Origin of the sequence: Nitratiruptor sp. SB155-2, from assembly GCF_000010325.1 — a bacterium.
Classification (GTDB): domain Bacteria; phylum Campylobacterota; class Campylobacteria; order Campylobacterales; family Nitratiruptoraceae; genus Nitratiruptor.
Genome location: NC_009662.1, coordinates 1,502,668 through 1,517,563, shown reverse-complemented (window position 1 = coordinate 1,517,563; position 14,896 = coordinate 1,502,668). Strand labels below are relative to the sequence as shown.

The 14,896-nt window shown below is 41.0% G+C and carries 17 protein-coding genes; 13 read left to right on the top strand and 4 right to left on the bottom strand.

The window, feature by feature from the left end; translation table 11 throughout:
* Positions 1-31: 31 nt before the first annotated feature.
* The 8 genes from gap to NIS_RS07930 all read left to right on the top strand — a co-directional run bounded on the left by gap (position 32) and on the right by NIS_RS07930 (position 6,604).
* A complete protein-coding gene (gene gap, locus NIS_RS07965) occupies positions 32-1,045 on the top strand; it encodes a type I glyceraldehyde-3-phosphate dehydrogenase (protein ID WP_012082862.1) in 1,014 nt (337 codons plus the stop codon).
* Positions 1,023-2,225, top strand: coding sequence for a phosphoglycerate kinase (locus NIS_RS07960; RefSeq protein ID WP_041354063.1), 1,203 nt, complete (start codon positions 1,023-1,025; stop codon positions 2,223-2,225). The genes gap and NIS_RS07960 overlap by 23 nt, the downstream gene beginning before the upstream one ends.
* On the top strand, positions 2,222-2,920 hold the full coding sequence (locus tag NIS_RS07955) for a triose-phosphate isomerase (RefSeq protein WP_012082860.1): 699 nt from the start codon (positions 2,222-2,224) through the stop codon (positions 2,918-2,920). The genes NIS_RS07960 and NIS_RS07955 overlap by 4 nt, the downstream gene beginning before the upstream one ends.
* Positions 2,920-3,741 (top strand): enoyl-ACP reductase FabI, encoded by an 822-nt coding sequence (fabI, locus tag NIS_RS07950; RefSeq protein WP_012082859.1) that lies wholly within the window; start codon positions 2,920-2,922, stop codon positions 3,739-3,741. The genes NIS_RS07955 and fabI overlap by 1 nt, the downstream gene beginning before the upstream one ends.
* Before the next feature lie 76 nt (positions 3,742-3,817).
* Entirely contained in the window at positions 3,818-4,189 is a 372-nt protein-coding gene (locus NIS_RS07945) for a hypothetical protein (protein ID WP_012082858.1), read from the top strand.
* 7 nt (positions 4,190-4,196) lie between these two features.
* Entirely contained in the window at positions 4,197-5,012 is an 816-nt protein-coding gene (locus NIS_RS07940; RefSeq protein ID WP_012082857.1) for a hypothetical protein, read from the top strand.
* A gap of 87 nt (positions 5,013-5,099) precedes the next feature.
* A complete protein-coding gene (locus NIS_RS07935) occupies positions 5,100-5,651 on the top strand; it encodes a DUF3157 family protein (protein ID WP_041354062.1) in 552 nt (183 codons plus the stop codon).
* Positions 5,648-6,604: an ABC transporter permease gene (locus tag NIS_RS07930; protein ID WP_012082856.1), complete on the top strand. Its 957-nt coding sequence runs from the start codon at positions 5,648-5,650 to the stop codon at positions 6,602-6,604. Before NIS_RS07935 ends, NIS_RS07930 begins: the two co-directional genes overlap by 4 nt.
* Positions 6,605-6,607: 3 nt before the next feature.
* On the opposite strand, the gene nusA is transcribed toward NIS_RS07930, so the two are convergent.
* Positions 6,608-7,723, bottom strand: a complete 1,116-nt coding sequence (nusA, locus tag NIS_RS07925) for a transcription termination factor NusA (protein ID WP_012082855.1) — start codon at positions 7,721-7,723, stop codon at positions 6,608-6,610.
* 153 nt (positions 7,724-7,876) lie between these two features.
* On the opposite strand from nusA, the gene NIS_RS07920 reads away from it, so the two are divergent.
* Genes NIS_RS07920 through NIS_RS07900 form a run of 5 tightly spaced genes read left to right on the top strand, consistent with a single transcriptional unit; the run spans position 7,877 to position 11,615 of the window.
* Positions 7,877-8,122, top strand: a complete 246-nt coding sequence (locus NIS_RS07920; protein WP_012082854.1) for an HP0268 family nuclease — start codon at positions 7,877-7,879, stop codon at positions 8,120-8,122.
* Positions 8,119-9,420, top strand: a complete 1,302-nt coding sequence (miaB, locus tag NIS_RS07915) for a tRNA (N6-isopentenyl adenosine(37)-C2)-methylthiotransferase MiaB (RefSeq protein ID WP_012082853.1) — start codon at positions 8,119-8,121, stop codon at positions 9,418-9,420. Before NIS_RS07920 ends, miaB begins: the two co-directional genes overlap by 4 nt.
* Before the next feature lie 5 nt (positions 9,421-9,425).
* Positions 9,426-10,055 carry a lysophospholipid acyltransferase family protein gene (locus tag NIS_RS07910; protein WP_012082852.1) on the top strand — a complete coding sequence of 210 codons (630 nt, stop codon included), beginning with the start codon at positions 9,426-9,428 and terminating at the stop codon, positions 10,053-10,055.
* A gap of 11 nt (positions 10,056-10,066) precedes the next feature.
* Complete coding sequence (locus tag NIS_RS07905) at positions 10,067-11,101, top strand: hypothetical protein (RefSeq protein WP_012082851.1); 1,035 nt, start codon at positions 10,067-10,069, stop codon at positions 11,099-11,101.
* The gene (locus NIS_RS07900) at positions 11,091-11,615 is read left to right on the top strand and encodes a hypothetical protein (protein ID WP_012082850.1); all 525 of its coding nucleotides are present in this window, start codon (positions 11,091-11,093) and stop codon (positions 11,613-11,615) included. Before NIS_RS07905 ends, NIS_RS07900 begins: the two co-directional genes overlap by 11 nt.
* On the opposite strand, the gene tilS is transcribed toward NIS_RS07900, so the two are convergent.
* Genes tilS through NIS_RS07885 form a run of 3 tightly spaced genes read right to left on the bottom strand, consistent with a single transcriptional unit; the run spans position 11,566 to position 14,892 of the window.
* A complete protein-coding gene (gene tilS / locus NIS_RS07895) occupies positions 11,566-12,555 on the bottom strand; it encodes a tRNA lysidine(34) synthetase TilS (RefSeq protein ID WP_012082849.1) in 990 nt (329 codons plus the stop codon). The two genes, NIS_RS07900 and tilS, sit on opposite strands and share 50 nt — an antisense overlap.
* Entirely contained in the window at positions 12,536-13,843 is a 1,308-nt protein-coding gene (gene rimO, locus NIS_RS07890) for a 30S ribosomal protein S12 methylthiotransferase RimO (protein WP_012082848.1), read from the bottom strand. The genes tilS and rimO overlap by 20 nt, the downstream gene beginning before the upstream one ends.
* Positions 13,840-14,892 carry a GGDEF domain-containing protein gene (locus NIS_RS07885; RefSeq protein WP_012082847.1) on the bottom strand — a complete coding sequence of 351 codons (1,053 nt, stop codon included), beginning with the start codon at positions 14,890-14,892 and terminating at the stop codon, positions 13,840-13,842. Before NIS_RS07885 ends, rimO begins: the two co-directional genes overlap by 4 nt.
* Positions 14,893-14,896: the final 4 nt, after the last annotated feature.

Sequence of the window (14,896 nt, the reverse complement as noted above, 5' to 3'; positions counted from 1 at the left end):
TAAAATCTATCAAATTTTTTGAAGGTGGTGAATGGCTGTACGCATAGGGATCAACGGTTTTGGGCGTATCGGAAGAGCAGTAGCAAGGAATCTTTTCCAAAGAGAGGAGTTTGAACTTGTGGCCATCAACGATTTGATGGATACGTCAATGATGGCATATCTTTTGCAATACGATTCCGTCCATGGCCCATTTGCTTACGCCGTAGAGGCTTTAAATGAAAAGAGACTCAGGATTGATGGAAAAGAGGTTTTTGTTTCCCACGCTTCATCACCAAAAGAGATTCCCTTCCCACAGGTAGATGTCCTTATCGAATCGACCGGCCGATTTTTAAGCAGCGATCTTGTTTCAAAGCATCTTCGCTATGCAAAAAAAGTGATTATCTCAGCTCCTGCAACAGATGAGACGGCCACCTTTGTATATGGAGTCAATCATCAAGACTACAAGGGCGAAGAGATCATCTCCAATGCAAGCTGCACCACCAATTGCCTCGCTCCAATTGCAAAGTTGATCGATGAAGCCTATGGCATTGAAAAAGGGCTCATGACAACGATTCATAGCTATACGATTGATCAAAATCTTCTTGACAGCGACCATAAACGAGATATCAGACGATCCCGTGCAGCTGCTGTGAATATGGTGCCTACGACGACAGGAGCTGCAAAAGCGATCCATAGGGTTTTGCCAAATTTACAAGGCAGACTCCATGGAAGAAGCGTTCGGGTCCCAGTGCCTGATGTGTCGTTGATGGATCTGGATCTCCATCTCAAAAAAAGTACAACGAAAGAGGAGCTAAACGAGCTTTTTATCGAAGCGTCACAAGGAGCAATGAAAGGGATACTGGGAGTCGATGATTCTTTCATGGTTTCGCAAGATGTGGTGGGGAAAAGCTTTAGCAGTATCGTAGCCCTGGATCTTACCCAGGTCATAGGCGCTGATATGGTAAAAGTCATGAGCTGGTATGACAATGAATGGGGATATGCCAATCGCCTTTTGGATATGGCGCACTTTATAACAAAGGAGTATCATGAACATAAAATCGATTAAAGATCTCGATCTCAAACCCGGCAATTCTGTATTTATCCGTTGCGATTTTAATGTTCCATTGGATGAGTATGGCAACATTACAGACGATAGAAGAATCAGAGAAGCCCTCCCGACAATTCGCTACTGCCTCGATAATGACTGCAAAATAGTCCTTGGGAGCCATCTTGGACGACCGAAAGGATTTGATGAAAAGTACTCTTTGAAGCCTGTTGCGAAAAGGCTCCATACCCTTTTGAAACAAGATATCATTATGGCCCAAGATGTAGTGGGTGAAGATGCAAAAGCGAAATTTACCAAACTTCAACCCGGTGAAATTTTACTCCTTGAAAATCTTCGTTTTGAGCCGGGCGAGACGAAAAATGATGAGGAGTTTGCGAAAAAACTGAGTCAGTTTGGAGAGTTTTATGTCAATGATGCCTTTGGTGTTAGCCATAGAGCCCATGCATCTGTGGAAGCTATCACACGATTTTACGATCAAGATCATAAAGCGGCAGGATTTTTGCTTTTGAAAGAGATCAAATATCTCTATAAAATTTTGGAAAACCCCACAAGACCGTTTATGGCGATTGTAGGTGGAAGCAAGGTTTCAGGAAAACTCGGCGCTTTGATCAATCTTTTGCCAAAAGTGGACAAGCTGATCATCGGTGGAGCGATGGCTTTTACCTTTTTGAAAGCTTTGGGATACGAGGTGGGGAAAAGTTTGGTAGAGGATGATTTGATAGAAGAAGCGAAAAATATTTTAAATCAAGCCAAAAATAACGGAGTGAAGCTTTATCTTCCTGTCGATTTTGTCGTGGCACCCGAACTTGATCCAAACGCCCCGGTAAAATATGTTACCTTCCAAGAGATTCCAAAGACATGGATGGGGCTTGATATCGGCCCGGCCTCCACGAGACTCTTTAAAGAAGCACTCGATGAGGTGCAAACGATCATATGGAATGGTCCGATGGGGGTTTTTGAGATCGATAAATTTGCGCGAGGTAGTATAAAACTGGCCAATTTCGTGGCAGAAAGCTTTGCGACCAAGATCATCGGAGGTGGAGATACGGCAAGTTTGATCAGTAAAGCTGGCGTAGTGGATGAGATGACATTTATTTCAACTGGTGGTGGAGCGAGCCTTGAACTTTTGGAAGGAAAAGAGCTTCCAGGTATCAAAGCGTTGGAAGTAGGTGCGTCATGATACTTGCAGCAAACTTCAAGATGAATCACACTAGAGCTTCGACGAAAGCGTATATCGAGAGGCTCAATGCATATGGAAAGCAAACAGATATCGATATAGCCGTATTTCCTCCTGCAACTGCTCTTGATCAGTATGAAACGTTTGCAGATATTGGAGCGCAAAATGCATACGCTGCCGAACACGGCTCTTTTACAGGCGAAATAGGGTTGCAGCAACTTCAAGAATTTGGCATTGAAACCGTTCTTCTGGGACATAGTGAGCGAAGACATATATTTTACGAATCACAAGAGATGATTGCAAGAAAGTTTGCATTCTATAAGGAACGGGGTTTTACGATCTACTACTGTCTTGGGGAGACCCTTCAAACGAGAAAAAAAGGTTTTGAAGCAATTCGAGAGCTTTTACAAAGTCAGCTTGAAGGTATCGATACAGCTTATGAAAATTTCGTTATCGCCTATGAACCTGTATGGGCTATCGGTACGGGAGTTGCTGCAAAACCGGAAGAGATAGAAGAGGTTTTGGCTTATCTTGCATCACTGACAGATGCTCCACTTCTATATGGTGGCAGTGTGAAACCGGCAAATATCAAAGAGGTACTTTCCATACCAAAATGTGATGGAGCGCTTATCGGCACGGCAAGTTGGGATGTAGAGAATTTTATAAAGATGATAGAAATAGCAAAGGAGATGAGATAATGGGTTTGATGGAAGGGAAAAAGGGCCTGATCGTAGGGGTGGCAAACAACAAATCGATTGCCTACGGCATAGCAAAAGCGTGTCATCGAGAGGGTGCGGAACTGGGTTTTACCTATCTCAATGATGCCATCAAAAAAAGGGTAGAGCCGATTGCCAATGAACTTGGAAGCGATAAAATCTATGAACTTGATGTCAGTAAACCGGAGCATTTTGAAAATCTTCAAAAGTCTATCGAGATAGATTTTGGAAAGATTGATTTCTTGGTGCATTCTGTGGCCTTCGCGCCAAGAGAAGCTCTTGATGGGCGATTCGTCAATACGAGTAAAGAGGCTTTTGAGATTGCCATGAATATCTCTGTCTATTCTCTTTTGGAACTCACCCGGACGGTATTGCCTTATATGAATGAGGGGGGAAGCGTACTGACGCTTAGCTATCTCGGAGCTGTTCGATACATTCCACACTATAATGTCATGGGTGTAGCAAAAGCGGCCCTTGAGGCGAGTGTACGCTATCTTGCAGCTGACCTTGGCCCGCAAGGAATTCGCGTCAATGCAGTAAGCGCCGGACCTATCAAGACGCTGGCAGCAAGCGGAATAGGTGATTTTCGAACGATTCTCAAATGGAACGAAGTCAACGCACCCCTTCGAAAAAACGTTACGATCGATGAAGTGGGCAATAGTGCGATGTATCTACTCAGTGATCTTGCCAGCGGAGTGACAGGGGAAGTACACTATGTAGATGCTGGATATCACATCATGGGACTGGCAGAAGTAGAAGAGATTGATGGCAAAACCTGTATACTTTGGGATCGCTTAAAATAAAGATTAGATAATCTAAATTTAAGGATAAGGGCGATATAATACCCTTTGACAAATCAAACTTGAAAAAGGAGTACGAATGAAACTGGCAAAATTGAGTCTTGCTGCGATCGTAGCATTGGGCGTAAGTGCATTCGCTGATGTACAAAATGTAAAATTTAGCGGAGACGCGAAACTTTACTATGGAACTAATGATAGTGGAAATAATGATTTATTTGATCAAACAAACTCTGCAGGTCAAGTTGCTCTTGATTTAGCTGCAACAGCTGATGTTGGTGATGGAGCTAAAGCTAAATTGGCTGTGACAATGTTAGATACTCTTGGCCTTGAGAACAATTTAGTTGGTAATGTTTGGGAAGGTAATGCTCAAAATCAATGGTGGGTAAGTGAAGCGTGGCTAGCAAAAACTATCGGTAACACTACAGTAAAAACTAGGACGACAAGAAATTGATACACCTTTGGCATTCACTGAAAAATGGTCAATAGCTAAAAATACTTTTGATGCTGCTGTAGTTTTGAACAATGATCTTCCTCAAACAACACTTGTTGGCGCTTGGATTGGCCAAGGAAACAATGCAGGAATGTTAGGTGCAACTACATCTGGTGCATATGCTGGTATAGTAAATACTGCAAATGCATCTACTGATCCTTTTACAACATTTGCAAATGAAGGAGCATATGCAGTAGGTGCTATTACAAAAGCTATTCCAAACACGACTGCACAAGTATGGTATTACAATGTAGCAGAGTTAGCAACTGCATGGTGGCTTCAGGCTGATGTAGATCTTAAAGAAGTTGCATCTGGTCTTACATTTGGTGTACAGTACGCAAATATTGACCCAGAGGCAACAGGCGCTGATAATGCTTCAGCATGGGCAGTCAAAGTGGGTTATGGTATGGAAAACCTCAATGTTTCAGCATCTTACTCATCAGCAGATGAAGATGGAGCCGTACAAGTTGCAAATGTTGCGGGACAACAGACAAAACTATATACAGAAGCATGGTGGAACTATGGATGGGTAGGACGAGCAGGTGCTGATTCCTTCCATATTGATGCTTCTTACAATATGGAAAATATAGCTGATTTTGCTGCTTACTATACATACGCAGATGTAGATACAACTACTGTTGATGATAGCATGAGTGAATTCACTGTAACAGCAAGCAAATCTTTCGGTAGCCTTGATGCGACACTTGCATATATCTATACTGACATCGATTCTGCAAGTGATGATGTAAACACTATCCAAGTATATCTAACTTACAACTTCTAATTAACTTTCGGGCTTTGGCCCGAAACATTTCAAAAACGTTTAAACTCCTCTTTTGTATAATCTTTAAAATTTACTCAAAGGCTTCCAATGAAAAAAATAGCCTCGACTTTGTTCATTGCAGCAACATTGTTTGCGGGTAATTACATCACTCTCGATAACGGGAAAGTGATCGAACTCAAACCTGACGGTACATGGCAAGAAGTAAAGGTTGTCAAAAAAGGTTCCCAAACCATTGCCATCAAACCAAACGGAACATGGGAAAAGGTAGAAGCTTCCAAAATAGAAGCGGCGAACAAACTTCAAACGGCAGTGGATAAAAAGTATAAAGATGAGCCACTTGTAAAAACTTTGCTTGGTAAATGGTCCGGCGATGGCATAAGTTATAGTTTTACATCCGATAAGGCAGTATTCAAGATGAAAGTTGGCCATAATTATAAAACGATTACGGGTAAGTGGATCGTTGAAAACGTTGACAAAAACAAAAAGATTGTTACCGTTAACATCGGAGAGGGTGCGAGACTTGGATTTTTGACATTTGGTGGCGATATTCGAAAGTTGAGAATTGTTGATTCCAACACTATCGAAGATATTACTGACAGATTTGACGGAAAAGTCTATACGCTTCACAAAATTCAATGAGAAAACTTCTTATCAGTAAGCTCTTCTACCTTGTGTGGATGATGCTTCTGATATCGCTCATCTCATTTTTTGCCATACATCTTGCACCCAACTCTTTTTTCAGTGCGGGTGAACTCAATCCAAACATCACAAAAGAGACGTTAGAGCATCTTAAATCTATTTATGGCCTTGATAAACCTCTTTGGCAGCAATATCTCTCATGGCTTAGCGCGATGCTTCATTTTGACTTTGGGATCTCTTTTGCTTCGGGTAAACCGGTCATTGACGAGATAATGGATCGAATCGGAGTGACACTTGGGATCAATCTGACCGCTATGATTTGTATCTTTTTTCTATCACTCTATTTGGGTATCAAATCCGCTTTAAAAAGCGGTTCATGGCTCGACAGAGCGATTCAGCAACTCTCACTGCTTTCATTCTCTATGCCATCCTTTTATCTTGCACTTTTGCTCATCATCTTTTTTTCCGTGAAATTGCAGCTCTTTCCGTTGGCGGGCCTTCACTCTATGGAGCCAAAAGAGGGGCTCGATTATTATCTCGATATCGCTTGGCATCTGGTATTGCCTGTATTCGTGGTCATTTTTGTGGGATTTGGAACATTGACGCAGTATGTACGTTCACTTGTAATCGAGATTTTAAAAAGTGATTATATCTTTTTTGCAAAAGCCCGTGGCGCTACGCAAAAAACCATCATAAAAAACTTTGTTCTGCCAAATCTAAAGCCCCCTATAGTTACCGTTTTAGGTTTGTCTCTTCCAGGAATCATCGGAGGAAGCGTTATTTTAGAATCGATCTTTTCCATCAATGGAATGGGTCTTCTTTTTTATCAGGCCGCACTTTCAAGAGACTATCCGGTTATTATGGGCATCATGATCATTACTGCATTTTTGACGCTTTTAGGCAATATATTGGCGGATATCGCGCTTTTGAAGCTCAATCCCTACGCAAAGTAGGGACTATTCTTTGAAAAGATCTTGTAGGGTGATTGTTGGCTCCTCTTTTTTCTCTTCTGTTTCGCTTCCTTTTTCAGCTGATCCTTCGGTTTCGATCAGTTCTATTTCATAGCCTGTAAGCATGGAAGCGAGACGTATATTGATACCACTTTTCCCGATAGCTTTACTTTTTTGATCACTAGGAAGGGTGACGATAGCTTTGTCTCCCTCAATTTTTACGGAAGTGATAATGGCAGGCGAGAGGCTTCTTGCTACAAAAATTTCAGGGATAGGCGAATATTCGATGCAGTCAATGTTTTCGCCTCGAAGCTCCTTGCTTACTGCATTGATGCGAACCCCTCTGACACCCACGCAGGCTCCTACTGGATCGATTTTCGGGCTGTGGGAGTTGACCGCAACTTTTGCCCTTTCACCTGGGATTCTTGCAACTTTTTCGATTGTAACGAGTCCGTCTTTGATTTCAGGGACTTCCAGTTTCAAAAGCTCTTCCAAAAATTTTGGTGTTGTTCGTGAAAGTTCCAAGTAGATGCCGTTGATTTTGTCAAAAACTACACGCTTCAATATTGCTTTGACCACATCTCCCGGTTTAAAGAACTCGCCTTTGATGCGATATCTTTTAGGAAGTATCCCTTTGACTTCATCAATTTCTACATAGGTGTTCTCTTCTTCATCCACACGTGTTACGGTACCACTGATGATGGTACCTATTCTTTGTTTATATTTTTCAAAGAGCTGCTGTTCCATAAGGCGTTGGATATGAAACTCTATCTCGTTATGCAAACGCATGGCTGCCGTTCTGCCAAGTTTTTCGAATTCCACAGGATAACGCAGCTCATCGCCCACTTCTACATTGGGATCTATCTCTTTGGCTTCAGAGAGGGTAATGTAACGCTCCGGTTCTTGCGTTGCCCGTTCATCCCCATCTTCTACGACCAAAATTTTTTGAAAAACCTTAATCGATTTTGTATCTGGATCGATTTCTGCTTCGAATTCCAGATCTTCTCCGAGAACTTTTTTCGCCGTATTTTCAAATGCTTTTTGAATCGCCTCTTTGACTTGTTCGACTGGCAGCCCTTTTTCATGGGCAATAGAATCTATAATATCGACTATTTTTTCCATATGATTTCAAACCTTTTGTGATTTTTTTGAAGGAGAATTTGAAGTTACGGTATTTTACTGAAATATAACTTTAGAAACCATTAAGGTTATCTTATAATAGTTAAAAATTTTGATATAATATCTCACTTCAATAAACAGAACAAAAGGGATAGGATGGAACTCAAACTTGCACGTCAGGAGCTGAGTGGCAAACCAAAAACGATCAGTGTGGAAAAAATAGAAGAAGCGGTACAAAAAGAGGGAAACAAGATATTTTATTTTGACAGGGAAAACTCCCATAAGGATCTAGTAGAACTTGTCGAACACTTTGAAGAAAAAGGCTATAGCGTCTATTTTCGAGAAGTCAAATATGGTTTGGATGAGAATGACTATATCTATGAGGTGCATATATTAGCATGAAAAAGCGACTCTATATCGAAACTTTAGGATGTGCAATGAATGTTCGCGATAGCGAACATATCATTGCAGAACTTACTCAAAAAGAGGATTACGAGCTTACGCAAAATCTCCAAGAAGCCGATCTTATTTTGATCAATACCTGTTCTGTCAGAGAGAAGCCGGTTCACAAGCTCTTTAGTGAAATCGGATATTTCAATAAAAAGAAAAAAGAGGGTGCAAAGATTGGTGTTTGCGGTTGCACAGCGAGCCATTTAGGAGAAGAGATTATCAAAAAAGCACCCTATGTGAGTTTTGTTCTGGGTGCAAGAAATGTTTCAAAGATAAGAGATGTCATCAAACAAGAAAAAGCGGTCGAGGTCGATATTGATTATGACGAGAGTACCTATGCATTCAGCGATTTTCGAACGTCTCCTTATAAAGCGTTTATCAACATCTCCATAGGATGCGATAAAAAATGTACATTCTGTATCGTTCCAAATACAAGAGGTGAAGAGATTTCCATCCCGCCCGAACTCATACTCCAAGAAGTTCGAAGAGCGGTTGATACGGGAGCCAAAGAGATATTTTTGCTAGGGCAAAATGTCAACAACTATGGAAGAAGTTTTAGTGACAAAGCAAGAAAAGTAGACTTCACCGATCTTTTGCGAATGGTGAGTGAGATCGATGGAGTGCGAAGAATACGTTTTACATCACCCCATCCTTTGCATATGGATGATAAATTTTTACAAGAGTTTGCTACAAACCCAAAAATCTGTAAATCGATGCATATGCCTTTGCAAAGTGGCAGTACGAAAGTGCTTCGGGATATGAAGAGAGGATATACGAAAGAGTGGTTTTTGGATAGGGCTATGAAGCTTCGCGAGATGGTCCCGGAGGTTCATATCTCGACGGATATTATCGTCGGTTTTCCGGGGGAGAGCGAAGAGGATTTTGCCGATACGATCGATGTGGTTCAAAAGGTGCGATTTGAGCAGATTTTCAGTTTCAAGTACTCCCCAAGGCCATTGACTCCTGCAAAAGATTACGAAAATCAGATTCCTGATGAAGTAGCGAGTAGAAGGCTATCCTATTTGCAAGACCTTCATCTACAGATGCTTGACAGTATCAGTGAGCAAGAAAAAGACAAAGTGTACGAAGTCTATTTTGAAGAACTCAAACCTGGAGGATATGTAGCGGGCCGAACGGACAACAACTGGATTGTGAAGGTGAAAGGAAGTGAGGAGCTGCTGGGTGAGTTTAAAAGTGTACGGATCACAAAACCTGGAAGATTGTCTCTTGAAGGAGAGCTTGTAGGCTAACGTTTATGAAAAAAGAGACAAAAAGAAAAATTTTCTCTCTCCTTCTCCCTCCCATAGGCGCATTTTTTATACGCTTGCTTTATCTTACTTGCAAAAAAGAGTTCATTATAGAAGGGGAACTCCCTCAAAAACCTTTCATCGTTGCCTTTTGGCACGGTGAGCTTTTGATGATGCCTTTTTTATATAAAAAAATAAGACAAAATCATCCTATCGCTGTTATGATCAGTGAGCATTTCGATGGAGAACTTATTGCAAAAACGATACGCCATTTTGGTTTGGAATCTATACGAGGCTCTACGAAAAAGGGTGGGGCTAGAGTTATGATATCTGCCATGAAAAAAATGAAAGCCGGATATGATATCGCCATCACTCCTGATGGACCGCGAGGACCAAGACATAGCGTGGCTCCAGGAATTGTTGCGTTAGCGCAAAAAATGCAGGCTCCTATCGTCGTTTTCCATTATAGTGCCAATCGTTTTTGGCAACTTGGCAGTTGGGATCGATTTATGATTCCAAAACCTTTTTCAAAACTCACTTTTTATGTCCGACAACCGTTAACGGTAGATGATATGAGCGAAGGCGAAGCTAAAGCATATATAAAGAAGCAAATGCTACAATATAGCAACGAGCTGTAAAAGGGAGGCGGGTGGAGCCAACATGTATCCTCATAGATAGCGCCAATCAAGAGCCGATCCACGAGATCTCTTCACAAGATCTCAATACGATTTCACATGGTTCATGGGGTATCTCCATTCCAAAAGAGGTGCTTGAATCCCTTCATACGCCCGTTGTCTCTCCTTTTAGTGCATTGTGGTACTACTATCAACAATCAAAAGAGAAAAATACGCTCTATCTCGCTCTTTTGGAAAACTACAACTATTATGCCGTCTTTGATGGAGAGAATCTTTTATATCACGAGATTCACGACGCTACGGAAGATCTGCAAAAGGGCATTGAAGCGTTTTTACACCATTTTTATGAACAAGAGGGCAGTTTCTTTATCGAACGGATCAAAATAGTTTCATTTGTCGAAAAGAGGATCGATAAAGAAGAGTTGCAAGAGGCATTGCTTTTAGATGTCGATGAGATAGAGCCAAACGCGAACGAGATCTGCCAAAATGAAAACTTTCTTTTTAAGCCTTTGGAAAGTGAAGTCAAACAAGAGGTCATTGAAGAGAGTGAAGGTGAGAAAACAAAAGAAGAGCCAACAAAGAAGAGTCGATGGAATCTCTATTTTTTTATCGTCGCACTGTTGATTGCCATAGCTTTGGGACTATATGAGTGGTACCTACGCAATTCGATCAAAAGCTATTCCGAAAAAGTCGAGAAGATAATCACCCAAGAGGAGAGGATAGGAAACGAAAACAATGAGATGAAAGTGAAACTGATGCGATTGGCGAAAATCACTCCTATCGTGAAGAGTTTGAATGAACACAACAAAATGGTCATGGAGAGAGTTCGGGAAGTTTTTGACCTTGTTGGAGACCATACCTATCTATTGCGTGCCGAGTTTGGAAAAGATTCTCTGATACTTGAAGGTATCAGCACTTCTGCTATAGAAATAAAAAGGATGGATGTAAAACTCAGAAGCCGCTTTATCGAGGGAAAGATTATACATAGAAGAAAAGGGCAAACAATCTACTTCAAAGCAGTGTACAAAGGAGGGGTTTATGCTGGATAAAATAAGCACCTCCTTGCTCATGAAACTTTTGATGATTTTGGGACTCTTAGTCGGTCTTTATATTGCTGTGAGTTTTATTATTACCCCGGATCTGGATAGACTGGTTCGTTTAAAAGAGAAATATAAAACGCACAAAGTTCTTCTCGATTATGCTAAACAAAACAGAGAATATCTTGAGAGTGAACTAAAAAAGTACAAAGAGAGGGAGGGGTATCTAGAGCCTGTAACGAAAGAGAAAGCGATTGCCTCTATCAAGAAAAAAGTACATCTTTTACATATCGAAAAAATAGGTACGGATCAATATGAAGAGTACAATATCACCCGTTATGCAGTGACAGCCAAAATCATTTCTCCTAAAGCACTCTACAGTCTTGTTGAGTCTTGGCAAAAACAGCATCTTCCAATTATGATAGATTATCCGCTCTCTTTTCAAAGAGTTGATGAAGCGATAGAGACCTCTTTTGTTATCGGTCTGTATACGTTTGGAAAAAATCAGCAGGAATCGAAGCACTAAGTATATATCCTCGAAGAGATTTGGGGATTTTTGCTTTTCTCAAAACTTCTTTGCTTTTTTTATCCATCTTTTTTTGTACGAAAGGCGCAACGATAATCCACTCTTGTGTTATGGCAAATGCATATTTCGAAGCGATGACGCCCTCCTTTTGTCTGAGAATCTCCTCTTTTTGCGCACTGCTGAGCAGATAGCCAAGTTTTTTAAAAAGCCGATCAAGAATTCTTTTATTCATATAGTCATTGTGTGTGTTGGTGGCGAAATAGAGCTCTTTGTAGCTGTGGATTTGTATCTTCTCTTCTAAGATTTTTTTATCTTCCAAAAGGTAATGAAAGCTTTTTTTGATGCCATCACCGAAACGCTTCATGAAAGGATCACCGAAATTGTGCCGTATATAATTTCGAAAATAAGAGTCTTGCAAATTACTCTCATCTATATAATAGGGGATTTTTTTGGTCTCAAGATAGCTTTTCAGTTCAGATTTTTGGACAAAGAGCAGTGGTCTAACGATCTTGTAACCCTTGCGGTTTGTGACAATATCCATACCGACAAGTTCGCATAGACCTGCTCCTTTGCCAAGCTGCATCAAAAACCATTCCAGTTGATCATTGAGCTGGTGGGCAGTAAGGAGATTGTGGTATCCCTCTTGTTGGATAATCTCATCGAAAAACTGGTATCGGACATTTCGTGCTTTTTCTTCAACAGATGGAGGCTTTATGGTTACCTGTTTTGTATAGATCTTTTTTGTATATTTTTTTGCCAGTTCAACGGCGTATGCCACTTCATCCTTGCTTTGGGATCGAAGTCCGTAATCGACGATAGCAATATCAAAATCGATATTTCTCTCCAGCAAAAGGAAAAAAAGAGCGGTAGAATCGATTCCTGCTGAAAAAGCGAGAAGATTTTTTTTCCCTTGTAATAGGTCAAGCCCTGACAGTTCCAACCAGCTTGTCTCCTAAACGCTCATTGATATGAACTTTGTACAGATTACCGATTTGAAGATTATCTATTTCGCTATCGTTGATCAAAATCTCTCCGTCAACTTCGGGAGCCCATATCTTTTTACGCCCACTCAAAAGCAGTTCGCTCTCTTCGCTCGTTCCATCGAGATAGCACTCAACCGTTTTGCCAAGATCTTTTTCGAGACTTTTCATCTGCTGTTTTTTCACAATCGCATCCAAAATTGCCAGACGCTCTTCTATCACTTCTTGTGGAATCTTCTCTTCCATTTCATACGCTTTTGTTCCCTCTTCATCGCTATAGGCAAAGAGATTGATCCTGTCAAATTCAAAATCTTCCAAGAACTCCACAAGTTCGTGAAAATCTTCTTCGCTTTCGCCCGGATGACCGACGATAAGACTCGTTCGAAGAAAACTCTCCGGAACTGCCCGCATTGCATAAAGCAGCTCTTTTGTCTTTTGTGCTCCTATGCCTCTTTTCATCTTTTTAAGCAAAGAATCACTGATATGCTGTATAGGCATCTCGAAGTAGTTGACAAAAACAGGAGAGTTTGCAATCGCATCGATCATTTTTGGTGTTGTTGTGGATGGATAGAGGTAGAGAATTCTGGCACTCATAATCCCCTCTATCTCTTCCACCGCATGGATCAAATCCACCAAACTCTCCTGGATGCCGAAATCTCTCAAGTACGAGCTACTGTCTTGCGAGACGAAAGTGAAATCTTTGTATCCTTTCGCCACAAGGTTTTTGATTTCTTGAACGATATCTTCGATAGGACGGGATTGGAGTTTTCCTTTGAATGAAGGTATGGCACAGAAGCTGCACTGCTGGTTACACCCTTCGCTCAGTTTGATGTAGGCGTGATAGTTTGAGCCGGTAATGATTCGCTCTTCGGATCGGATAAGATAGACTTGATCGCTGAAACTGCTTTTTTTCTGGCTAATCAACTCATCGATCTTGGCGTAATCGCCAACTCCGGTGAAAATATCCACTTCTGGCATCTCTTTTTGGAGTTCCTCTTTGTATCGTTCACTGAGGCATCCCGCCATAACGAGGGTAGAGTCTTTTTTTCTTCTGCTGTGCAGATCAAAAACGGTTTGCAGGCTCTCCTCTTTTGCAGGACCTATGAAACCGCAGGTATTGACGATGATAAGATCAGCTTCCTCAGGGATTTGCGTTATCTCATACTCGGGCAGTCGAGCGAGCATCACTTCCGTATCGACAAGATTTTTGGTACATCCTAAGGATACTACATGAAGCTTTTTACTCATTTGGCTATCACCATATTCTTTCCATTTCTTTTTGCCTCGTACAACGCTTCATCTGCTCTTTTGAGTAACGAATCCATCGTATCTCCTTTTTGGACCTGGGCAACGCCGATACTTACGGTGAAATTCAGATCCCCTTCTGCTATGGGTATGGTCCTGTTTTCTACCGTTTTTCGTAGCCGCTCAGCAATGGTTTTCGCTTCATCCAAAGGAGTTTCCGGAAGCAAAATCGCGAACTCTTCTCCACCGATACGTGCGGGAATATGGGCAGAGTGGAGGAATGTCTTGATGAGGCTGGAGAGATTTTTTAGTACTTCATCCCCCAAAAGATGGCCATATGTATCGTTGATTTGCTTGAAATCGTCGATATCAAGAATAATGAGAGAAAAAGGTTTCCCTTCTCCTTCATTGAACTCTTTCAGGAGTTTATGAAAATACTCTTCAAATTTGCGCCTGTTGAAAAGTTCTGTCAAATAATCAAATTCGGCTTTGTTTTTCGTATCCCTGAGTTCCCTTCGCAGATGATTGATCTCTTCATAATATTTTTTGAGTTGCTCGTTGAGCTGGGAGTTTTCCATTCTTAATTCTTCCAAGTTTTGAAGAATCTCTTTAAGATATTTTAAAATTTCCGGATCTGCTGCTTGATGCTCTTTTTCTTGTAACGCTTCTGTTTTATCTTGTAATGTATCGTTATGTGTATCGATGGTAGAGATGATTTGAGAGAGCTTCTCTTCTATACTACTGGCTATGGATTTGAGTTTGGTATGGATCTCTTCATCCTCTATTTCATGTACTTTTTTTGGGTTTTTTTGAAAAAGCTGTTTATAGTACTGGAGTATTTCGCTATCGCTCAATGTTAGATCGTTCTCTTGTACGTAGCAAAAAAGTTCAAACCATCGTGCATAATTTTCTGGAGTCATCAAGATATCGTTTTTGACCATAAAACTGACAACTTTTTTGACAATGAAGCCTATCTCTTTGAGATCCTCTTTTGTCAATCGAATATCTTGCTCTATTTTTCCAAGAATCTGGCATCTTTTTTGATTTTCCATATAC

What these genes read in the sequence shown, in the direction of transcription:
- gap (WP_012082862.1), top strand. Translation starts at nt 32, where the DNA reads ATGGCTGTACGCATAGGGATCAACGGTTTTGGGCGTATCGGAAGAGCA.
- NIS_RS07955 (WP_012082860.1), top strand. Translation starts at nt 2,222, where the DNA reads ATGATACTTGCAGCAAACTTCAAGATGAATCACACTAGAGCTTCGACG.
- fabI (WP_012082859.1), top strand. Translation starts at nt 2,920, where the DNA reads ATGGGTTTGATGGAAGGGAAAAAGGGCCTGATCGTAGGGGTGGCAAAC.
- NIS_RS07945 (WP_012082858.1), top strand. Translation starts at nt 3,818, where the DNA reads ATGAAACTGGCAAAATTGAGTCTTGCTGCGATCGTAGCATTGGGCGTA.
- NIS_RS07935 (WP_041354062.1), top strand. Translation starts at nt 5,100, where the DNA reads ATGAAAAAAATAGCCTCGACTTTGTTCATTGCAGCAACATTGTTTGCG.
- NIS_RS07930 (WP_012082856.1), top strand. Translation starts at nt 5,648, where the DNA reads ATGAGAAAACTTCTTATCAGTAAGCTCTTCTACCTTGTGTGGATGATG.
- nusA (WP_012082855.1), bottom strand. Translation starts at nt 7,723, where the DNA reads ATGGAAAAAATAGTCGATATTATAGATTCTATTGCCCATGAAAAAGGG.
- NIS_RS07920 (WP_012082854.1), top strand. Translation starts at nt 7,877, where the DNA reads ATGGAACTCAAACTTGCACGTCAGGAGCTGAGTGGCAAACCAAAAACG.
- miaB (WP_012082853.1), top strand. Translation starts at nt 8,119, where the DNA reads ATGAAAAAGCGACTCTATATCGAAACTTTAGGATGTGCAATGAATGTT.
- NIS_RS07910 (WP_012082852.1), top strand. Translation starts at nt 9,426, where the DNA reads ATGAAAAAAGAGACAAAAAGAAAAATTTTCTCTCTCCTTCTCCCTCCC.
- NIS_RS07900 (WP_012082850.1), top strand. Translation starts at nt 11,091, where the DNA reads ATGCTGGATAAAATAAGCACCTCCTTGCTCATGAAACTTTTGATGATT.
- rimO (WP_012082848.1), bottom strand. Translation starts at nt 13,843, where the DNA reads ATGAGTAAAAAGCTTCATGTAGTATCCTTAGGATGTACCAAAAATCTT.
- NIS_RS07885 (WP_012082847.1), bottom strand. Translation starts at nt 14,892, where the DNA reads ATGGAAAATCAAAAAAGATGCCAGATTCTTGGAAAAATAGAGCAAGAT.